Genomic DNA, 17,076 nt, shown 5'->3' on the forward strand with positions numbered 1-17,076 from the left:
TCAACGCTAGGGCCGCCGACGGCCGCGCGAACAGGGGTTGGGGCCAGGTTGGGGGTCGACTTCAGGGTCAGGTGGGGGAGGACCCTGACCCCGCTGCCCCGTCAGGGCCGGGTGTCGACCGCCGCTCGCACCGGAACCGCCTACCATGGGTTCCCGTGCAGTTCCTCAACGGTCTCCAGCCCCAGCTCGACCTCACCTACGACGACGTCTTCATGGTGCCCAGCCGCTCGTCGGTCACGAGCCGCCTCGACGTCGACCTGTCGTCGGTCGACGGCTCGGGCACGACGATCCCGCTCGTCGTCGCCAACATGACCGCCATCGCCGGTCGGCGCATGGCCGAGACCGTCGCCCGACGTGGCGGCATCGCCGTCATCCCGCAGGACATCCCCGTCGAGGTGGTCCGCGACGTCGTCGGCTGGGTCAAGCAGCGCCACCTCGTCCACGACACGGCGATCACCCTCGAGCGGCACATGACGGCCGGCGAGGCGCTCGTCCTCATCGGCAAGCGGGCCCACGGTGCCGCAGTCGTCGTCGACGGTCCGAAGCCCGTGGGCATCGTCACCGAGAAGGACCTGACCGGCGTCGACCGCTACACGCAGGTGCACGACGTCATGCACGAGGACATGGTCGTGCTGCCCGACTCCATCGACCCGCAGGAGGCCTTCGAGCGGCTCTCGGCTGCGCGGCGCAAGGTCGCCCCCGTCGTCTCCGAGCACGGCGAGCTCGTCGGCATCCTGACCCGGGGTGGTGCGATCCGAGCCGGCCTCTACCAGCCGGCCGTCGACGACAGGCAGCGCCTGCGGGTGGCCGCGGCGGTCGGCATCAACGGTGACGTCGCGGCCAAGGCCGCCGAGGTGCTCGACACCGGCGCCGACGTCCTCGTCATCGACACCGCCCACGGGCACCAGGACAAGATGATCGACGCGCTGCGTGCGGTGCGGGCGCTCGACCCGCAGGTACCGGTCGTCGCCGGCAACGTCGTGTCTGCCGCCGGCACGCGTGAGCTGGTCGAGGCCGGTGCCGACGTCGTCAAGGTCGGGGTGGGCCCGGGGGCGATGTGCACGACCCGGATGATGACCGCGGTCGGTCGGCCACAGTTCTCGGCAGTGCTCGAATGTGCCGCGGCTGCAAGGGATCTCGGCAAGCACGTCTGGGCTGACGGTGGAGTGCGTCACCCGCGCGACGTCGCCCTCGCGCTCGCGGCAGGCGCGTCCAACGTCATGATCGGTTCGTGGTTCGCGGGCACGCTCGAGTCGCCCGGCGACCTGTACACCGACAACGACGGGCGCCAGTACAAGGAGTCGTTCGGCATGGCGAGCAGCCGGGCCGTGCGCAACCGCACCGCGACCGACACCGACTACGACCGCGCCCGCAAGTCCCTCTTCGAGGAGGGCATCAGCACGGCGCGGATGTACATCGACCCCGCGCGCCCCTCCGTCGAGGACGTCATCGACGAGATCGTCGCCGGGTTGCGCAGCAGCTGCACGTATGCCGGTGCGCGCACGCTCGAGGAGTTCCACGAGCGGGCGGTCGTCGGGCTCCAGAGCACGGCCGGCTTCGCCGAGGGGCGCCCGCTCCACACCTCCTGGTGACGCCGGCGCCCGACGGCGGCCCGTGTCAGCGGCGGACGATCGGCGCGAGACCTGCCGGATGATCCGCCGTCCAGTGGGGTGATCACCCCACCGAAGCGCAGACCATCACGCGGTCACCCTCGGGAGGCGACGGCATACGCGATCAGTGGCGCTTGCGGCCGACCTCGACGACGCGCCAACCGCGCTCGCGGGCGAGCTCGCGCAGCTCGCCGTCGGGGTTGACGGCCACGGCCTCACCCACCCGCTCCATCATCGGGAGGTCGCTGATCGAGTCGCTGTAGGCGGCGCACCGGGACAGGTCGTAGCCGCGCTCGGCCGCGAGCTTCTCGATCTCGATGACCTTGCCTGCGCCGTAACAGAACTCGCCCGTGAGCTGGCCGGTGTAGCGGCCCTGCTCGTCGAGCTCGCTGCGGGTCGCGACGGCACCCTCGAGCCCGAGCGCCGTCGCGATGCGGCTGACGAGCTCGATCGGCGAGGCCGACACGACGATGCGGTCGTGCCCGCGCTGGCGGGCCTCCGACAGCAGCGCCATCGACGCCGGGATCGCCTTGCGCACGATGCCCGGCACGATCGCGTCGGTCAGGTGGATGATGTCGGACTGCGGGATGCCGGCCACCGCCCGGAGGATGCGCTCACGCAGCGCCTCCGACCCTTCGTCGGTGGAGCCCTTGCGGTGGAAGGAGATCGCGTTGACGGTGTCCTTGACGAGGTCCTTCCACGGCACGTGACCGCCCCGGAAGGCGGCGATCGCGAGCGGGTAGTTGGCGGACCCCCGGATCAGCGTGCGGTCGAGGTCGAAGAAGGCGGCCGTCGGCACCGGTCGTGCTCCCGCCTCAGCCGACACGGGCCACCATCGGCAGGGCGGAGCGCCGCAGCGGGACCGGGGCGTTGACGGCGTGGGCGGCGTTCTTCGGCAGCGGTCGCGGGCGGTTGGGCAGGGCGAGGCGGAACACCTTGGCCCACGCCTGGTAGACCTGCTTGGGCAGCGGGCCGGTCGTGTACGGCAGTCCGTAGCGCTGGCAGATCTCGCGCACCTCGACGGCGACCTCGTGGTAGCGGTTGCTCGGCAGGTCGGGGAAGCAGTGGTGCTCGATCTGGTGGCTGAGGTTGCCCGTCATGATGTGCATGAACTTGCTGCCCGAGATGTTGGCCGAGCCGAGCATCTGGCGGATGTACCAGTCGCCGCGGGTCTCGCCCTCGATCTCCTCCTCGGTGAACGTGTCGACGCCGTCGGGGAAGTGGCCGCAGAAGATGACGGAGTGCGCCCAGACGTTGCGGATGGCGTTGGCCGTGAAGGTGCCGATGAGGGCCTGCTTGCCCGAGCCGAAGGGGACGGCGGCGAGCGGGGTGGCGGCGTAGTCCTTGGTGAACTGGCGGACGACCTTGCGGCCCATGGCCTTGAGGTCCTTCTTGAGGTCGTCCTTGGACTTCTCGCCGTCCTTGACGGCCTCGAGCTCGAGGTCGTAGATCGCGATGCCCCACTCGAAGAAGGGCGCGAGGATCATGTTGTACAGCGGGTTGCCGAGGTTGCCCGGGTGCCAGGGCTGGTCCTCGTCCATGCGCAGGATGGAGTAGCCCACGTCCTTGTCCTTGCCCAGCACGTTGGTCCACGTGTGGTGCAGGTCGTTGTGCGTGTGCTTCCACGCGGCCGCCGGCGTGACGAAGTCCCACTCCCACGTGGTCGAGTGGATGTCGGGGTCGCGCATCCAGTCCCACTGGCCGTGCAGGACGTTGTGGCCGATCTCCATGTTCTCGAGGATCTTCGCGACCGAGAGCATCGCGGTGCCGGCGACGAACGCCGTCTTCTTCTTCGAGAAGAGCAGGGTGGCGCGGCCGGCGACCTCGAGGGTGCGCTGGATGCGGATGACCCTGCGGATGTAGGCCGCGTCGGCTGCGCCACGCGTCGCGATGACGCGGTCGCGCAGGGCGTCGAGCTCCTTGCCGAGCTGCTCGACGTCGGCGTCGGTGAGGTGCGCGGCGGCGCGGGGGCGCTTCGCGGGTCCGCCCGACGCGGCGAGGATCGGCTTGCGGGGCCGGGTCGTCGAGGCGGTGCCCTCGACGACACCGGTGGCGGCGTCCTCGAGGGGCGTCGTCGTCGGTCGGTTCGTGGTGGCAGTCATGGTGGTTCCCTTCTCAGATGTCCAGGTGGACGGGTCCGGCGGCCGCGTTGACACAGGTCTGGATGAGCTCGCCCTCGTCACCGTGGACCTCACCGGTGCGCAGGTCGCGGACCTTGCCGGCGACCAGGGGGACGAGGCAGCTGCGGCAGATGCCCATGCGGCACCCGCTCGGCATGACGACGCCGCAGTCCTCGCCGGCCTCGAGGAGGGGGACGTCGCCGCCCGCCTCCACCTCCTTGTCGGACTTCTCGAACGTCAGCAGGCCGCCCTCGCCGCCGGACCCTTCCAGCAGGACGGGTGCGAAGCGCTCGATGGTGAGGTTCGTGTGGGTGGCGTCGTCGCCGTCACGCAGCCACAGGTCGGTGGCCGCGTCGAGGAAGTCGGTGGGACCGCAGGCGTATGCCGCCCGCTCGCGCCAGTCGGGACAGAGCGTCTCGAGGTCGGTGACGTCCGAGAGGTCGAGGCGGCGCGAGCCCTCCTCGCGGGTGAACCAGTGGCGGACCGTGAGGCCGGGGAACTGGTCGGCGAGCTCGAGCAGCTCGTCGTGGAAGAGGGCGTCGTCGCGGGTGCGCGCCGAGTGGACGAGCACGACGTCGGCGTCGGGTCGGCGCGGGACGAGCGTGCGGATCATCGACATGACCGGCGTCAGGCCGCTGCCGGCGGTCAGCATGAGCAGCGGGCGCGGGTGCTCGGGGAGCACGAAGTCGCCCTGCGGGGTGTCGAGGAAGAGGATGTCGCCCACCTTGGTGCTGCGGGCGAGGGCCGTCGACACGAAGCCGATCGCGGTCACCGTGATGGCCGGGTCGTGCCCGACGGCGGCCGACAGGGAGTAGCTGCGCCACTGCCGCACACCGTCGATCTCGACGCCGATGCGGGCCCACTGGCCGGCGGCGTGGGGGTTCCAGCCGCGGCCGGGACGGAAATGGATCGTCGTCGAGTCGGGGGTCTCGCGGACCACCTTCGTGACGACGCCCCGCAGCTGGCGCGCCGAGGCCAGCGGGTTGACCAGATTGATGATGTCCTCGGGAGCGAGAGGGGTCGTCAGGAGCGACGCCACCCGCCGGAGAGCTCTGATCTGGGTCATCCTCCTATGGTCGTCGCCCAAGCCCCTCGGGATCTTGGGGTGGCGCGTACTCTTTGGAGTGAGAAACTGTTGCGCGACGACAAAATGCAGGAGGTCGAAGTGGCGCAGGACACGTCTGACCCGCCGTGGTTGTCTCTGCCCGCCGAAGTGACGACCGTTCTGCGGCCCGTCGTCGGCGACATCGTCGAGGCCATCATCGAGGGCATACCCCGTGACGTGCCGGTCTATGCGATGCCGATGGAGGGCCGCTTCGGCCAGGGCGTCCGTCGGGGCGTGACGGTGGCGCTCAACCGCTTCCTCGACCTGCCGGGCACCCGCTTGCCGGCGCTGTCGGAGGACGGCAAGTGGGTCTACGAGAACCTCGGTCGCGGGGAGGTCCGCTCGGGCCGGAGCCTCGAGTCGCTGCTCGCCGCCTACCGCTACGGCGCCCGCGTCACCTTCCGCGCCATCTCGCGCACCGTCGACGTGTCGCAGCTGCCGCCCGACGTGCTGCTCTCGCTCGGGGAGTCGCTCTTCGCCTACATCGACGAGCTGTCGGCGGCGAGTGCGCAGGGCTACGCGCAGGAGCAGTCCGAGCGCGCCGGCGAGCAGCTGCGCCTGCGCGGTGAGCTGCTCGAGATGATCCTGCGCGGCGACTCCAGCGACGGTGGCGTGGCACGCCTCGCCGCGGCCGTCGGCTGGACCCTGCCCGAGGTCGTCGTCGTCGCGCTCGTGCCCTTCCCGCACGTCGACGGGCTGCGCGGCGCGCTCGGACCCGACGGTCTCGTCGCCGAGCGAGGCACGGACGTCGTCGTCGTCTTCCCGTTCGTCAGCCGCAAGCCGCGTCGGCGCGACCTCGAGCGGGCCCTGCGCGGGCGCCGCGCGATCGTCGGACCGGCGCGTCCGTGGCAGCAGGCGAGCGAGTCGCTGCACCTGGCGACGTCGGCGGGGGCCCACGGCGTGGCGCCGGGACCGGACCGGCCGCACGGCGACGCCGCCCCCGTGTGGGTCGAGGACCACCTCGCCGAGCTCGTCGTGCTCGCCGAGCCGCTCGCCACCGACGACCTCGCCCGCACGCGGCTCGCGCCGCTCGACAGCCTGCGGCCCGCCGTGCGCGAGCGCCTGACCGAGACGCTCCTGTCGTGGCTGCGCCACCAGGGGCAGCGCGCGCCGATCGCCGCCGAGCTCTTCGTCCACCAGCAGACGGTGGGCTACCGGGTCGCCCAGCTCAAGGAGCTCTTCGGCGAGGCCCTCGACGACCCGGAGGTGCGCTTCGAGCTCCAGCTCGTCCTGCGCGCCGGCCACCGCTGAGGTCACGTCACGGGCGGGGCCGGGCGCACGGCATACGCCCTCGGGTGGGCAGGTCGGGCGCCAGGACGCGGCGAACGCGCGACCTCGCGCCCGACGATCGATCAGAGCGCTCGGATCGGGGAGCCGTCGAGGTATGCCGTCACGTCCTCGACGACGCCGCTGAAGAACGTCGCGTAGACGTCGCGCGTCACGTAGCCGAGGTGCGGCGTCAGCAGCGTGCGCGGCGCGGTGCGCAGGGGGTGGTCGACGGGCAGGGGCTCCACGTCGAAGACGTCGAGTCCGACGCCTCCGAGGTGGCCACGGTCGAGAGCCGCCAGGAGGGCGCGCTCGTCGACGATCGGGCCCCGGGAGGTGTTGACCAGCATCGCGTCGGGTCGCATGAGCGCCAGCTCGCGCTCGCCGACGAGGCCGCGGGTGCCCTCGGCGAGGACGAGGTGGATCGAGACGACGTCTGAGCCGGACAGCACGTCGTCGAGCGAGGCCGATCGGACGCCCGCCTGCGCCGCCCGCTCGGGGGTGAGGCTGCGGCTCCACGCGACGACGTCCATCCCGAACGCGCGGCCGACCGCGGCGACCTGGGTGCCGATGCGACCGAGGCCGAGCAGGCCGAGCGTGTGGGCCGCGAGGTCGCGACCCACGGTCGTCTGCCAGCCGCCGTCGCGCACGGCCGTGGACTCGGGGACGAGCTGTCGGGCCAGCCCGAGGACGAGGGCCCAGGTGAGCTCGGCCGGTGCCGTCGCCAGGCTCTCGGTGCCGCAGACGGTGATGCCGGCCGCGGTCGCGGCCGTGACGTCGATGCTCGGGTTGCGGCGGCCGGTCGTGACGACGAGCCGCAGCCGGGGGAGCGAGGCCAGGACCGCGGCCGACAGCGGGGTGCGCTCGCGCATGACGACGACGGCGTCGTAGGGCGCGAGCCGCTCGACGAGCGCTCCTGCCTCGCTGACGTGGTCCCGGAACACCTCGACCGAGCAGGGGGAGCCCGGGTGGTCGGTGACCGGCGACCAGTCGGCGCTGGACAGGGCCACGCCCTGGTAGTCGTCGAGCACCGCGATCCGCACAGGGCACAGCCTACGAGGACCCCCACATGCGAGAAGCGCCGCTCTCTGATGAGAGCGGCGCTTCTGGTGTCTTGCGACCCCGACCGGGCTCGAACCGGCGACCTCCGCCGTGACAGGGCGGCGCGCTAACCAACTGCGCTACGGGGCCTTACTGGGTGGTGCGTGTCGAACTGTACTGCGTATCCCCAACGGGATTCGAACCCGTGCTGCCGCCGTGAAAGGGCGGAGTCCTAGGCCGCTAGACGATGGGGACCTGCCCGACCTATCCGTTGGGACGTCGAAACTATATGGGAGATTCCGGCACCGTCCAAATCGCCTCCGAACGGCCGTCCGGAGCCCCTTCGGCAACCTCTCCGGTCACCCCTTCGCCCAGGCCCGGACCTCGTCGACGGGCCACGTCGTGACGATGCGTTCGGCGGGGATGCCGAGGCGCTCGGCGCGCTCACAGCCGAGAGACTTCATGTCGAGCTGTCCGGGTGCGTGCGCGTCGGAGTCGATGGTGAAGAGGCAGCCGAGGTCGCGGGCCAGCTCGATGAGCTCGTCGGGCGGGTCACACCGCTCTGGACGCGAGTTGATCTCGACGGCGACGTCGTGCTCGAGGCAGGCCCGGAAGACCTTCTCGGCGTCGAACTGCGACGGCGGACGCTTGCCGCGGTTGCCCGTCACGAGCTGGCCGGTGCAGTGGGCGAGCACGTTGGTGTGCGGGTTGCGCACGGCGGCCACCATGCGGGGCGTCATCTCGAACGAGGGCTGCCGCAGCTTGGAGTGGATCGAGGCGGTGACGACGTCGAGCTGGTCGAGCATGTCGTCGTCCTGGTCGAGCGTGCCGTCGAGGTGGATGTCGACCTCGATGCCGCTGAGGAGCGTGAACGCGTCGCCCAGGCTCGCGTTGATCGCGTCGACACGCTTCAGCTGGTCGGCGAGGCGGGCCCGGCTCAGGCCGTTGGCGACGGTGAGGCGCGGCGAGTGGTCGGTCAGCGCCATCCAATCCTGCCTGAGCTCGACGGCGGCGAGCACCATCTCCTCGATCGGGCTGCCGCCGTCGCTCCAGTTGGAGTGGGCGTGCAGGTCTCCGCGGAGGGCGGCGTAGAGGTCGGCGCCGCCGGTGGTGAGCGGCGCGCCGTGCTTCTCCTCCGCCGAGACGAGGTAGGCCGGCAGGACGCCGCGCACCGCCTGGCCGATGATCGCGGCGCTCGAGTCGCCGATTCCCTTGATCTGCTTGAGGGTTCCGGCCTCGACGCGCTCCTTCAGCTCATCGTCGCTGATGAGCGTGATCGCCTCGATGGTCTTGCGGAACGCGTCGACGCGGTAGCTGCTCTCGCGCCCCCGCTCGAGGAGGAAGCAGATGCGGCGCAGCGCGTCGAGCGGGCTGATCGGTGCCTGCGGAGGGGTCGGCTGCTCCATGCCGAGCAGCCTAACCGCGGCACCGACGCCGTGCCCGCCTACTGCTGCAGGGTCGGCAGCGTGCTGCCGTCCGGCAGCTTGCCGGGCGCCGTCTGGGTCGACGGGACCACGCGTACGATGTCGCCGTACTGCTGGGCGATGAGCCCGGGCGACGAGCCCTCGTCGGCCATGACGACGACCTGGTCGCCGCGGGCGTCCTGCGTCACGGCGATGATCTCGATCCCCTTGGAGCGCCACAGCATCCGCTGGTCGAGGATCTCCTTCGCGACCTTCTCCTTCTCGGCCAGGGAATGGCTCATGACGACGAACTCCACATCGGTCGGTGACGGCATCGCGGCGGCCACGAAGGCCTCGAGGCCGGGGTCGTGCCGGGTGACCACGACGGCCACGCGGGCACCTGCTGGGTCGGCGGCATACGCCCCCGAGAAGACGTCGGGCCAGCGCGCGGCCACGGTGGGCTCGACGGCGTCGAACGCGTTGGTCTGCGGCGTCGAGAGCGTGCCGAACCACCGGGTCGTGTCGCGAGCAGGTGGGGCGGACGGGACGAGGTCGACGCCCGTGGGCGCCTCGCTGCCGGTGAGGGTCTGGGGCGATCGGGCGCCGTTGTCCGCGCCGGCGCTCCCCGTCGCGTCCTTCATGACCTCGGGCGCCGAGCCCGCGCTGGCGCTGCTCGACGACGCGCCGTGGTCGCCGAGCGCCCAGGTGCCGCCGACGGCGCCGACCACGACGACGGCGGCTGCCGCGCCGAGCAGCGCTGACCGGCGGCGGGAGGTGCGGGCCCGCCCGCGCATCAGGGCGCGCTGGGCGAAGAGGTCGTCGCGGGGTGGTTCGAGGTCGTTCATGGTGGACAGCGCCTTTCGCAGCTGGAGCTCGCCCTCCTCCGGCGCGGCGCCGGGCCCGCGTGTCGTGTCGTCGCTCATGGGAAAGCTCCCGCCCCGGTCAGTGGTGGTTCGGCCAGCCGGTCGCGCAGGGCGGCGAGCCCGCGCGAGATCTGGCTCTTGATGGTGCCCTCGGCCACGCCCGTGCACTCGGCGATCTGGGGCACCGTGAGGTCCTCCCAGAAGCGGAGGACGAGGACGGCGCGCTGCTTCTCAGGGAGGTCGCGCAGCAGGTCGGTGAGGGTCATCGCGAGCTCGCGGTCGTGGTCGGTGGTCGCCGGCTCGGGTGCCTGGTCGGTGAGCACCTCGCGACGTCGTTTGCGCTGGTCGTTGAGGTAGAGGTTCATCATCGTGCGTCTCGTGTAGGCCGTCTCGGCGCCGGTGGCGATCCGCGGCCACGCGACGTAGACGCGGGCGAGCGCCTCCTGGACGAGCTCGTCGCCGTCGGCCCAGTTGCCGCAGAGCAGGTAGGCGCGTCGGCGCAGCATGGTCTGCCGCTCCTCCACGAAGCTGCGGAACGCCGCCTCGTCCCTGCGTCTCATGTGCTCCCGCCGGTCCCGGTCGTCATCGGTGGTGCCGTTGCTGTCAGTGTCGTACACCCCCTAGGACACGGCGGCGCGTCGAACCGTTGCACCCGGGCCGGGATTCGCGAGATGGCATATGCCGGGTGGCGCGGTCGTCGTCGCGCAGTGGGCCCTGGTGCGGGCTCGGGGCACCCGGCGTCAGGACACTCGGTCGAGTGCCACGAGGGCGAGCATCACCGCGGCGATCGTCTCGCCGTCGGTGATGGCGCCGTCGCGGACGAGCCCGAGGACGTCGCGGACCGGGACGCGGCGGACCTCACGGATCCCCTCCTCGGCGCGGGCGGTGGTGTCGGCGGCGTCCGGGTCCGGCTCGAGCCCCCGCGCGAGGAAGACGACCTCCGGCGCGCGGCACACGCCGTTGAGGGCGTTCATCGTGCCGACCCGGAGCCAGTCCCGGGCCACGAGCCCGGTCTCCTCGACGAGCTCGCGGCGGGCGGCCGCAAGCGGGTCCTCGCCGTCGGTGCCTCCGGCCGGGACCTCGACGGAGCTCCCGACGGTGTGCCGTTCGAGCGTCACGAGGACGACCTCGTCGTCGTCGGTGAGGGCCACGACGAAGACGGCCGGCCGCTGCAGCTCGACGACGCCGTAGATGCCCTCGGTGCCGTCGGGTCGGGTCACGACGTCCTCGCGCACGCGGATCCACGGGTTCTCGTAGACGACCTCGGTCGCACGCACGGGCCAGCTCACGACGGATCTCCGGGACGCATGCCCCCGATCGTCCCACCCGTCACTCGAGTGAGCGTCCCGTCCCAGTCGAGTGAGCGCCCCGTCCCAGCGGCCGGGGTCGGTGGGTCAGTCGAGGAGGGTGATGAGCACCAGGGCGCGGCCGGCCGTTCCGGCGCGCACCTCGTCGAGGGTCGGCGGACGGTCGACGTTGACCTTGAGGGCCACCCGGTTGGCCCGCTTGGGTCCGAGCCGTTCGAGGAGCCGGTCGAAGACCTCCGCGACGCGGTCGGGATCCTCCTCGAGGACCGCGTGCGCACGGCGTCGCCGTCCGTCGACCGTCACCTCGAGGTCGGCCCCGCCCCGGAGGTTGGCCCGCCAGGCGCCGCCCCCGTAGGTCATGAGCTGCCCGTCGAGCTCGTGGCGGCCGACCGGGACGTCGTAGACGCGGCCCGTGCGCCGCCCGGTCACGTGCAGGACCAGCAGGCCCTTGCTCGCGATGCCGTGCAGGGGCGACGACAGCACCCACCGCATGACGGGGTTGACGAGCTTGACCAGGGCGGCGGGCGCCAGGGCCTCCTCGACCGCGGGCTTCGTCGTGTCGGTCACCGCCTCAGCATGGCACCGCGGCAGGGCCGCGGAGGGCGATCGCCGATCCCGCCCCCCGTCCCACTCGAGTGAGGTCCCGTCCCACTCGAGTGAGCACCCGGTCACGGCAGCTGCGGGTCAGGCGGCGCGCTCGAGGGCGAGGAGGCGCTTCTTCGTGGGGAGACCGCCGAGGTAGCCGCCGAGGGAGCCGTCCGAACGGACGACGCGGTGGCACGGGACGATGATCGGCAGCGGGTTCGTCGCGCACGCCGACCCGACGGCCCGCACGGCCCGCGGGCTGCCGGACGCCACGGCGACCTCGCCGTAGCTCTCGGTCGAGCCGTACGGGATCTCGCCCAGGTGCCGCAGCACGGTGAGCCGGAAACCGCGGGCCAGCCGCAGGTCGAGCGGGACGTCGAATCCCTGCCGGCGCCCGGCGAAGTAGTCGTCGAGCTCGCGCGCCAGCGGGTCGAGGCGGACACCCCCGCGGAGGATCCGCGATCCGACCGACGACCCGAGCGACTCGAGAACGCGGTCGTGGTCCTCGATCTCGAAGGCGACGCGTACGACCCCGTTCTCGGTCGCTGCGAGCAGGAGCGGTCCGACCGGCGAGTCGAGGAGGCGGTAGGTCACGTCGAGGGAGGACTCCGCCGAAGCGCGGGTGACCAGGGCGGCGTGGAGGGCGGCGAGGCGCTCGTCCTCGCCGGAGGCGGGCTCCGTCAGGAGCTGGATCGGGTTGTCAGACATGGGTGCTCACCCTTCCGTGGGGGGCGTAGGTGGACCGGAGCCGCGCGATGCCGTCGGCTGCCGCACGGCGTGCTGCCGCGGGCGTTCCGCCGACGATGCGGGCGACCTCGGGGTGGGGCAGCCCGGCGACGTGGTGGTAGGCCACGCAGAGGCGCTGCTTCTCGGGGAGGGCGGCGACCGCCGTCCAGAGGTCCCCGTCGGGCAGGGCCTCCTCCGGCTGGTCGGCGCGAGGGGCTGTGGCATCGGGCACCACCGCGACCGGCACGGCCCGACGGGCGCCGGCGCGGGCGACGTCGACGGCCTTGCGGTGCGCGATGGTGACGAGCCAGGCCCGGACGTTCGCGTCGTCGGGCAGGTCGGGCCAGGCCCGCAGGGCCGAGAGGAAGGTCTCGGACCATGCGTCGTCGGCCTCGGTCGGGCCGAGCACGGCGCGGCAGACGCGCAGCACCACGGCCCCGTGCTCGGTGACGGCCTGCTCGAACGGTCGCTTCATGCCCTGTAGACGCTCCGGCCTCCGGAAGTGTGAGGTCACCCAGTGTGACGGACGGGGCGGACCGCCCACTCGAGTGCGGCTGGGCGCTGTCAGAAGAGGCGGCCGGAGGTGGCGGCGGGGGGCTCCTCGAGCGCGAGGAGGAAACGCTTGCGGTCCAGCCCACCGGCGTACCCCACGAGCGAACCGTCGGCGCCGATGACGCGGTGGCACGGGACGACGACGGCGATCGGGTTGCGGCCGTTGGCCGTGCCGACCGCCTGGGCGAGGTTGCGGTCGCCGAGCGCCCGCGCCAGGTCGCCGTAGCTGCGCGTCTCGCCGTAGGGGATCTCGCGCAGCAGCGCCCACACCTTCTGGTGGAAGGCGTCGCCCCGAGGTGCGAGCGGGAGGTCGAACTCGGTCAGCGCGCCGGTGAAGTACGCGGCGAGCTGCACGCCGGCGGCCGCGAACAGCTCGTCGGCCGGGTCGCCGACCTCGCCGAGGACCGCGGGGTCCTCGGGGCGGTACTTCGCGGCATCCATGAGCACGTGGGTGATGGCGCCGTCCTCGGCGACGACGGTCAGCTCGCCGATGGGCGAGGGCAGGACGACGTGCGCGCGGCTCATGCCGGGTGGTCGCGCCGCGGTGTCGACCCGTGCGCAGCGACGATGTCGTCGTGCGTCGGGATGGGGAACTCGGCCGCGTAGTCGCCGTAGGCCCGGGGGTCCTCGGAGGGCTCGAGGTGGCAGGTCAGGGCGATCTCGCCGAACTCGCGGTGCACGGCCTCCTCGACCTCCTCCATGAGGTCGTGCCCCTGCTGCACCGTCCACGCGCCCGGCACGAGGACGTGCACCTCGGCGAAGCGGTGGTGGCCCGAGACGCGGGTGCGCAGCGCGTGGAAGTGGACCTCGCGCGTGACGAAGCGCGCCAGGATCTCGGCGATCGCGCTGTTGTCCTCCTTGGGCATCGAGATGTCCATGAGGCCCTCGGTCGACTCGCGGATGAGCTTCCACCCGGTCCAGACGATGTTGATGCCGACGAGGAAGGCGATGACGGGGTCGAGACGGGCGATGCCGGTGAGGCCGACGAGGAGGACGCCGACGACGACGCCTGCGGACGTCCACACGTCGGTCATGAGGTGCTTGCCGTCCGCGGTGAGCGTGAGCGAGCGGTGCTGGCGCCCGGCGCGCAGCAGGACCACCGCGACGGCGCCGTTGACGGCCGACGCGACGACGGAGATGGCCAGGCCGATGCCGACGTTCTCGATCGTCTGCGGGTGCAGGAAGCGCTCGACCGCGGTGTACATGATCACGAGGGCGGCGACGAAGATCATCATCCCCTCGACCGCCGCCGAGAAGTACTCGGCCTTGGTGTGCCCGTAGTGGTGGTTCTTGTCGGCGGGCATCGCCGCGACCTTGAGCGCGATGAGCACGGCGACGGCGGCGACGAGGTTGACGACCGACTCGGCCGCGTCGGAGAGCAGGCCCACCGAGCCGGTGATGCGCCATGCGATGACCTTGAGCGTGATGGTGACGACCGCCGCAGCGATGGAGAGGTAGGCGAACCGGCTCAGGTCGCGGGTCTGGGGCGCACGACCGGATGACGCGGGCGCTTCGGGCTGGTCCGGCGCGGGACCCGGGATCGCTGACACCACCCCAGTGTCGCAAACGCCACCGACGCCGATGACCTGCGACTCCTCTGCGGACGCGGTGACCGCCTCTGGTGAGGATCGTCCGGGACCGGGTAGGGGGAGTGGTATCCGAGCGAAGGCGAAAGGAGCCCCGACATGGGTACCGAGGACAAGGCCAAGAACATGGGTGAAGACCTGAAGGGCAAGGCCAAGGAAGCCACCGGAAAGGTCACCGACAACGAGCGACTCGAGGCCGAGGGCAAGCGTGACCAGGCCTCGGCAGACCTCAAGCAGCGGGGCGAGCAGCTCAAGGACGCGGGCGACGACGTCAAGGACGCCTTCAACCGCTGACCTTCCGGAGTGGGGTGGGCCGGTCCCGACGGGGACCGGCCCACTGCCGTCCCCGGGCCCGTTCGACGCGCCCACCCGCACCGAGGGCGTATGCCGTCCGGCCGGCTGGCCGGTTCAGGGACCTTCGTCCCCTTGTCAGCAGGGCGTCCGTCGGTGAGGCTCGACGGGACGATCTCTTCCCTCGAGAGGCCCTGCTGTGACGACATCGACGACCGCCACGACCACCGAGCCAGCCCCGACCGCGGTGCCGGCCCCGACCGCCGACGAGATCGCGTCGATGGACGCGTGGTGGCGGGCCGACAACTACCTGACGATCGGGCAGATCTACCTGCAGGACAACCCCCTGCTGCGGCGCCCGCTCGTGCCGGACGACATCAAGCCGCGGCTTCTCGGCCACTGGGGCACCAGCCCCGGGCTGTCGTTCGTCTACACCCACATGTCGAGGGTCATCCGCCACACCGGCCAGCAGACGATCTACCTCACGGGACCCGGCCACGGCGGCCCCGCCCTCGTCGCCGCGGGCTACCTCGAGGGCACGTACTCCGAGATCTACCCGGCCGTGACGTGCGACGAGGACGGCGTGAGGCGTCTCTTCCGCCAGTTCTCGGCACCCGGCGGCATCCCGAGCCACGTGTCCGTGACGACGCCGGGCTCGATCCACGAGGGCGGCGAGCTCGGCTACGTGCTCGTCCACGCCTTCGGCGCCGTCATGGACAACCCCGACCTGCTGGCCCTCGCCGTCGTCGGTGACGGCGAGGCCGAGACCGGCCCGCTCGAGGGCTCGTGGAAGGGCATCTCCTTCCTCAACCCGCGCCGCGACGGGGCGGTGCTGCCCGTGCTGCACCTCAACGGCCACAAGATCGCCGGCCCGACGGTGCTCGGCCGCAAGGACCCCGCGGAGGTGCGCAGCCTGCTCGAGGGCCACGGCTACGACGTGCTCGAGGTCGAGGGTGACGACGTGCCGGGCATGCACGAGCGCTTCGCGGAGACGCTGGCGACGGCATACGGCCGGATCCGCGCCATCCAGCAGGAGGCCCGCGCCGACGGGTGGGTCATGGGGGAGCGGCCGCGGTGGCCCCTGATCGTGCTGCGCACGCCGAAGGGGTGGACCGGTCCCGAGGAGGTCGACGGGATCCCGGTGACCGGCTCGTGGCGCTCGCACCAGGTGCCGCTGTCCGGCGTCAAGGACAACCCCGAGCACCTCGCCGTCCTCGAGACATGGCTGCGCTCCTACCGGCCCGACGAGCTCTTCGACGCGTCGGGAAGGCCGACCGACCTCGTGCTGCAGGCAAACCCGGAGGGCACCCTGCGGATGAGCGCATCGCCGCACGCGAACGGCGGCGCGCTGACGACCGACCTCGACATCCCCGACTTCCGCGACTTCGCGCGCGACGTGCCGGCGCCCGCGACCGTCCGGGAGGAGTCCACGCGCGCCATCGGCGAGATGATGCGCGAGCTCTACGTCCGCAACCCGACGACCTTCCGCCTGTTCAGCCCCGACGAGACGAACAGCAACCGGGTCGGCGCCGTCTTCGACGTGTCCGACCGGATGACGGCCGAGCGGGTCACCGCCGACGACATCAAGCTCTCGCACGACGGGCGCGTCATGGAGGTGCTCTCGGAGCACTCGTGCCACGGCTGGCTCGAGGGCTACACGCTGACCGGGCGGCACGGGCTCTTCGCGACGTACGAGGCGTTCGCCATGGTGAGCGCCTCGATGACCGTGCAGCACAGCAAGTGGCTCCAGGAGGCCAACAAGCTCGACTGGCGGGCCGAGGTGCCGAGCCTCAACATCCTGCTGACCTCGACGGCGTGGCGCAACGACCACAACGGCTTCTCGCACCAGGGCCCGGGACTCATCCAGACCGTCCTCAACGCGCGGGGCGACGTCTCGCGCATCTACCTGCCGCCGGACGCGAACTGCCTTCTGTCCGTTGCCGACCACTGTTTCAGGTCGAGGAACTACGTCAACCTCATCGTCATCGACAAGCAGCCCCAGCCGCAGTGGCTGACGATGGACGAGGCGATCGCGCACAGCGCGGCCGGCGCCGGCATCTGGGACTGGGCGGGCAGCGACGACGGCGACCGCGACCCCGACGTCGTGCTCGGCTGCGCGGGGGACGTCGTGACGATGGAGGTAGTCGCAGCGGCCCAGATCCTCAAGGAGAAGCTGCCGCAGCTGCGCGTCCGCGTCGTCAACGTCGTCGACCTCATGACACTGCCGCGGGCGCGCAGCCACCCCCACGGCATGGACGACGTGCGGTTCGGCGAGCTCTTCACCGACCACGTCGACGTCGTCTTCGCCTTCCACGGCTACCCCGGGGCGATCCACCAGCTCGTCCACGGCCGACCCGACGCCGACCGCTTCCACGTGCGCGGGTTCAGCGAGGAGGGCACGACCACGACACCGTTCGACATGGTCGTGCGCAACGGCGTCGACCGCTACTCGCTCGTCATGGACGCCATCAACAACGCCGGTCGGCAGGTGCGCGGGTCGAGCGAGGTCAAGGCGTGGTGCGAGGCGCAGCTCGCGAAGCACCACGACTACATCGTCGAGCACCTCGAGGACATGCCGCAGGTGCGCGACTGGGTCATGACGACCCCGCTCGAGGACTGAC

17 protein-coding genes and 2 tRNA genes are annotated in these 17,076 nt (G+C 71.7%); 4 read left to right on the plus strand and 15 right to left on the minus strand.

The genetic code is table 11. The features are described 5' to 3' along the window. Positions 1–155 precede the first annotated feature (155 nt). Positions 156–1,592 (plus strand): GuaB1 family IMP dehydrogenase-related protein, encoded by a 1,437-nt coding sequence (locus ASG96_RS05900; RefSeq protein WP_057587297.1) that lies wholly within the window; start codon positions 156–158, stop codon positions 1,590–1,592. 142 nt (positions 1,593–1,734) lie between these two features. Here ASG96_RS05900 and ASG96_RS05905 read toward each other — a convergent pair whose 3' ends face one another. Genes ASG96_RS05905 through ASG96_RS05915 form a run of 3 tightly spaced genes read right to left on the minus strand, consistent with a single transcriptional unit; the run spans position 1,735 to position 4,796 of the window. Further along, on the minus strand, positions 1,735–2,436 hold the full coding sequence (locus tag ASG96_RS05905) for an HAD family phosphatase (protein WP_235509078.1): 702 nt from the start codon (positions 2,434–2,436) through the stop codon (positions 1,735–1,737). Next, a complete protein-coding gene (locus tag ASG96_RS05910; protein ID WP_057587299.1) occupies positions 2,426–3,712 on the minus strand; it encodes an acyl-CoA desaturase in 1,287 nt (428 codons plus the stop codon). The genes ASG96_RS05905 and ASG96_RS05910 overlap by 11 nt, the downstream gene beginning before the upstream one ends. 13 nt (positions 3,713–3,725) lie before the next feature. Continuing rightward, on the minus strand, positions 3,726–4,796 hold the full coding sequence (locus ASG96_RS05915) for a ferredoxin reductase (protein WP_057587301.1): 1,071 nt from the start codon (positions 4,794–4,796) through the stop codon (positions 3,726–3,728). Positions 4,797–4,943: 147 nt separating this feature from the next. On the opposite strand from ASG96_RS05915, the gene ASG96_RS05920 reads away from it, so the two are divergent. Then, positions 4,944–6,086, plus strand: coding sequence for a CdaR family transcriptional regulator (locus ASG96_RS05920; RefSeq protein ID WP_082591659.1), 1,143 nt, complete (start codon positions 4,944–4,946; stop codon positions 6,084–6,086). 101 nt (positions 6,087–6,187) lie between these two features. On the opposite strand, the gene ASG96_RS05925 is transcribed toward ASG96_RS05920, so the two are convergent. From ASG96_RS05925 to ASG96_RS05980, 12 genes are all read right to left on the minus strand, one after another. Continuing rightward, positions 6,188–7,144: a D-2-hydroxyacid dehydrogenase family protein gene (locus ASG96_RS05925; protein ID WP_057587305.1), complete on the minus strand. Its 957-nt coding sequence runs from the start codon at positions 7,142–7,144 to the stop codon at positions 6,188–6,190. A 74-nt stretch (positions 7,145–7,218) separates the two neighbouring features. Beyond that, positions 7,219–7,292, minus strand: a tRNA-Asp gene (locus tag ASG96_RS05930). Positions 7,293–7,324: 32 nt separating this feature from the next. Next, positions 7,325–7,397 (minus strand) — tRNA-Glu (locus tag ASG96_RS05935). 104 nt (positions 7,398–7,501) lie between these two features. Beyond that, positions 7,502–8,548 (minus strand): PHP domain-containing protein, encoded by a 1,047-nt coding sequence (locus ASG96_RS05940; RefSeq protein WP_057587307.1) that lies wholly within the window; start codon positions 8,546–8,548, stop codon positions 7,502–7,504. A 38-nt stretch (positions 8,549–8,586) separates the two neighbouring features. After that, entirely contained in the window at positions 8,587–9,468 is an 882-nt protein-coding gene (locus tag ASG96_RS05945) for a hypothetical protein (protein ID WP_056752063.1), read from the minus strand. Continuing rightward, complete coding sequence (locus ASG96_RS05950; RefSeq protein ID WP_056754415.1) at positions 9,465–9,968, minus strand: SigE family RNA polymerase sigma factor; 504 nt, start codon at positions 9,966–9,968, stop codon at positions 9,465–9,467. The genes ASG96_RS05945 and ASG96_RS05950 overlap by 4 nt, the downstream gene beginning before the upstream one ends. 180 nt (positions 9,969–10,148) lie before the next feature. Beyond that, positions 10,149–10,697: an NUDIX domain-containing protein gene (locus ASG96_RS05955; RefSeq protein WP_057587309.1), complete on the minus strand. Its 549-nt coding sequence runs from the start codon at positions 10,695–10,697 to the stop codon at positions 10,149–10,151. A gap of 105 nt (positions 10,698–10,802) precedes the next feature. Then, a complete protein-coding gene (locus ASG96_RS05960) occupies positions 10,803–11,282 on the minus strand; it encodes a nitroreductase/quinone reductase family protein (protein ID WP_056752068.1) in 480 nt (159 codons plus the stop codon). Positions 11,283–11,399: 117 nt separating this feature from the next. Next, positions 11,400–12,008 (minus strand): methylated-DNA--[protein]-cysteine S-methyltransferase, encoded by a 609-nt coding sequence (locus tag ASG96_RS05965; RefSeq protein WP_056752071.1) that lies wholly within the window; start codon positions 12,006–12,008, stop codon positions 11,400–11,402. Then, positions 12,001–12,501: an RNA polymerase sigma factor gene (locus tag ASG96_RS05970; RefSeq protein ID WP_056752074.1), complete on the minus strand. Its 501-nt coding sequence runs from the start codon at positions 12,499–12,501 to the stop codon at positions 12,001–12,003. The genes ASG96_RS05965 and ASG96_RS05970 overlap by 8 nt, the downstream gene beginning before the upstream one ends. An 89-nt stretch (positions 12,502–12,590) precedes the next feature. Continuing rightward, positions 12,591–13,103, minus strand: coding sequence for a methylated-DNA--[protein]-cysteine S-methyltransferase (locus ASG96_RS05975; protein ID WP_057587311.1), 513 nt, complete (start codon positions 13,101–13,103; stop codon positions 12,591–12,593). After that, a complete protein-coding gene (locus ASG96_RS05980) occupies positions 13,100–14,119 on the minus strand; it encodes a cation diffusion facilitator family transporter (protein WP_057588329.1) in 1,020 nt (339 codons plus the stop codon). The genes ASG96_RS05975 and ASG96_RS05980 overlap by 4 nt, the downstream gene beginning before the upstream one ends. A 144-nt stretch (positions 14,120–14,263) precedes the next feature. On the opposite strand from ASG96_RS05980, the gene ASG96_RS05985 reads away from it, so the two are divergent. Both ASG96_RS05985 and ASG96_RS05990 read left to right on the plus strand, forming a co-directional pair. Continuing rightward, complete coding sequence (locus ASG96_RS05985) at positions 14,264–14,458, plus strand: CsbD family protein (RefSeq protein ID WP_056752081.1); 195 nt, start codon at positions 14,264–14,266, stop codon at positions 14,456–14,458. A 196-nt stretch (positions 14,459–14,654) separates the two neighbouring features. Beyond that, positions 14,655–17,075 (plus strand): phosphoketolase, encoded by a 2,421-nt coding sequence (locus ASG96_RS05990; protein WP_200962656.1) that lies wholly within the window; start codon positions 14,655–14,657, stop codon positions 17,073–17,075. Position 17,076 lies beyond the last annotated feature (1 nt).

This window comes from Terrabacter sp. Soil810 (genome assembly GCF_001429645.1).
In the GTDB taxonomy this organism is placed as follows: domain Bacteria; phylum Actinomycetota; class Actinomycetes; order Actinomycetales; family Dermatophilaceae; genus Terrabacter.

Excerpts from the sequence above, each read along its gene's own strand:
- ASG96_RS05945 (WP_056752063.1), bottom strand. The coding sequence starts at position 9,468 with ATGAGCGACGACACGACACGCGGGCCCGGCGCCGCGCCGGAGGAGGGC.
- ASG96_RS05950 (WP_056754415.1), bottom strand. The coding sequence starts at position 9,968 with ATGAGACGCAGGGACGAGGCGGCGTTCCGCAGCTTCGTGGAGGAGCGG.
- ASG96_RS05915 (WP_057587301.1), bottom strand. The coding sequence starts at position 4,796 with ATGACCCAGATCAGAGCTCTCCGGCGGGTGGCGTCGCTCCTGACGACC.
- ASG96_RS05910 (WP_057587299.1), bottom strand. The coding sequence starts at position 3,712 with ATGACTGCCACCACGAACCGACCGACGACGACGCCCCTCGAGGACGCC.
- ASG96_RS05975 (WP_057587311.1), bottom strand. The coding sequence starts at position 13,103 with ATGAGCCGCGCGCACGTCGTCCTGCCCTCGCCCATCGGCGAGCTGACC.
- ASG96_RS05940 (WP_057587307.1), bottom strand. The coding sequence starts at position 8,548 with ATGGAGCAGCCGACCCCTCCGCAGGCACCGATCAGCCCGCTCGACGCG.
- ASG96_RS05970 (WP_056752074.1), bottom strand. The coding sequence starts at position 12,501 with ATGAAGCGACCGTTCGAGCAGGCCGTCACCGAGCACGGGGCCGTGGTG.
- ASG96_RS05985 (WP_056752081.1), top strand. The coding sequence starts at position 14,264 with ATGGGTACCGAGGACAAGGCCAAGAACATGGGTGAAGACCTGAAGGGC.
- ASG96_RS05965 (WP_056752071.1), bottom strand. The coding sequence starts at position 12,008 with ATGTCTGACAACCCGATCCAGCTCCTGACGGAGCCCGCCTCCGGCGAG.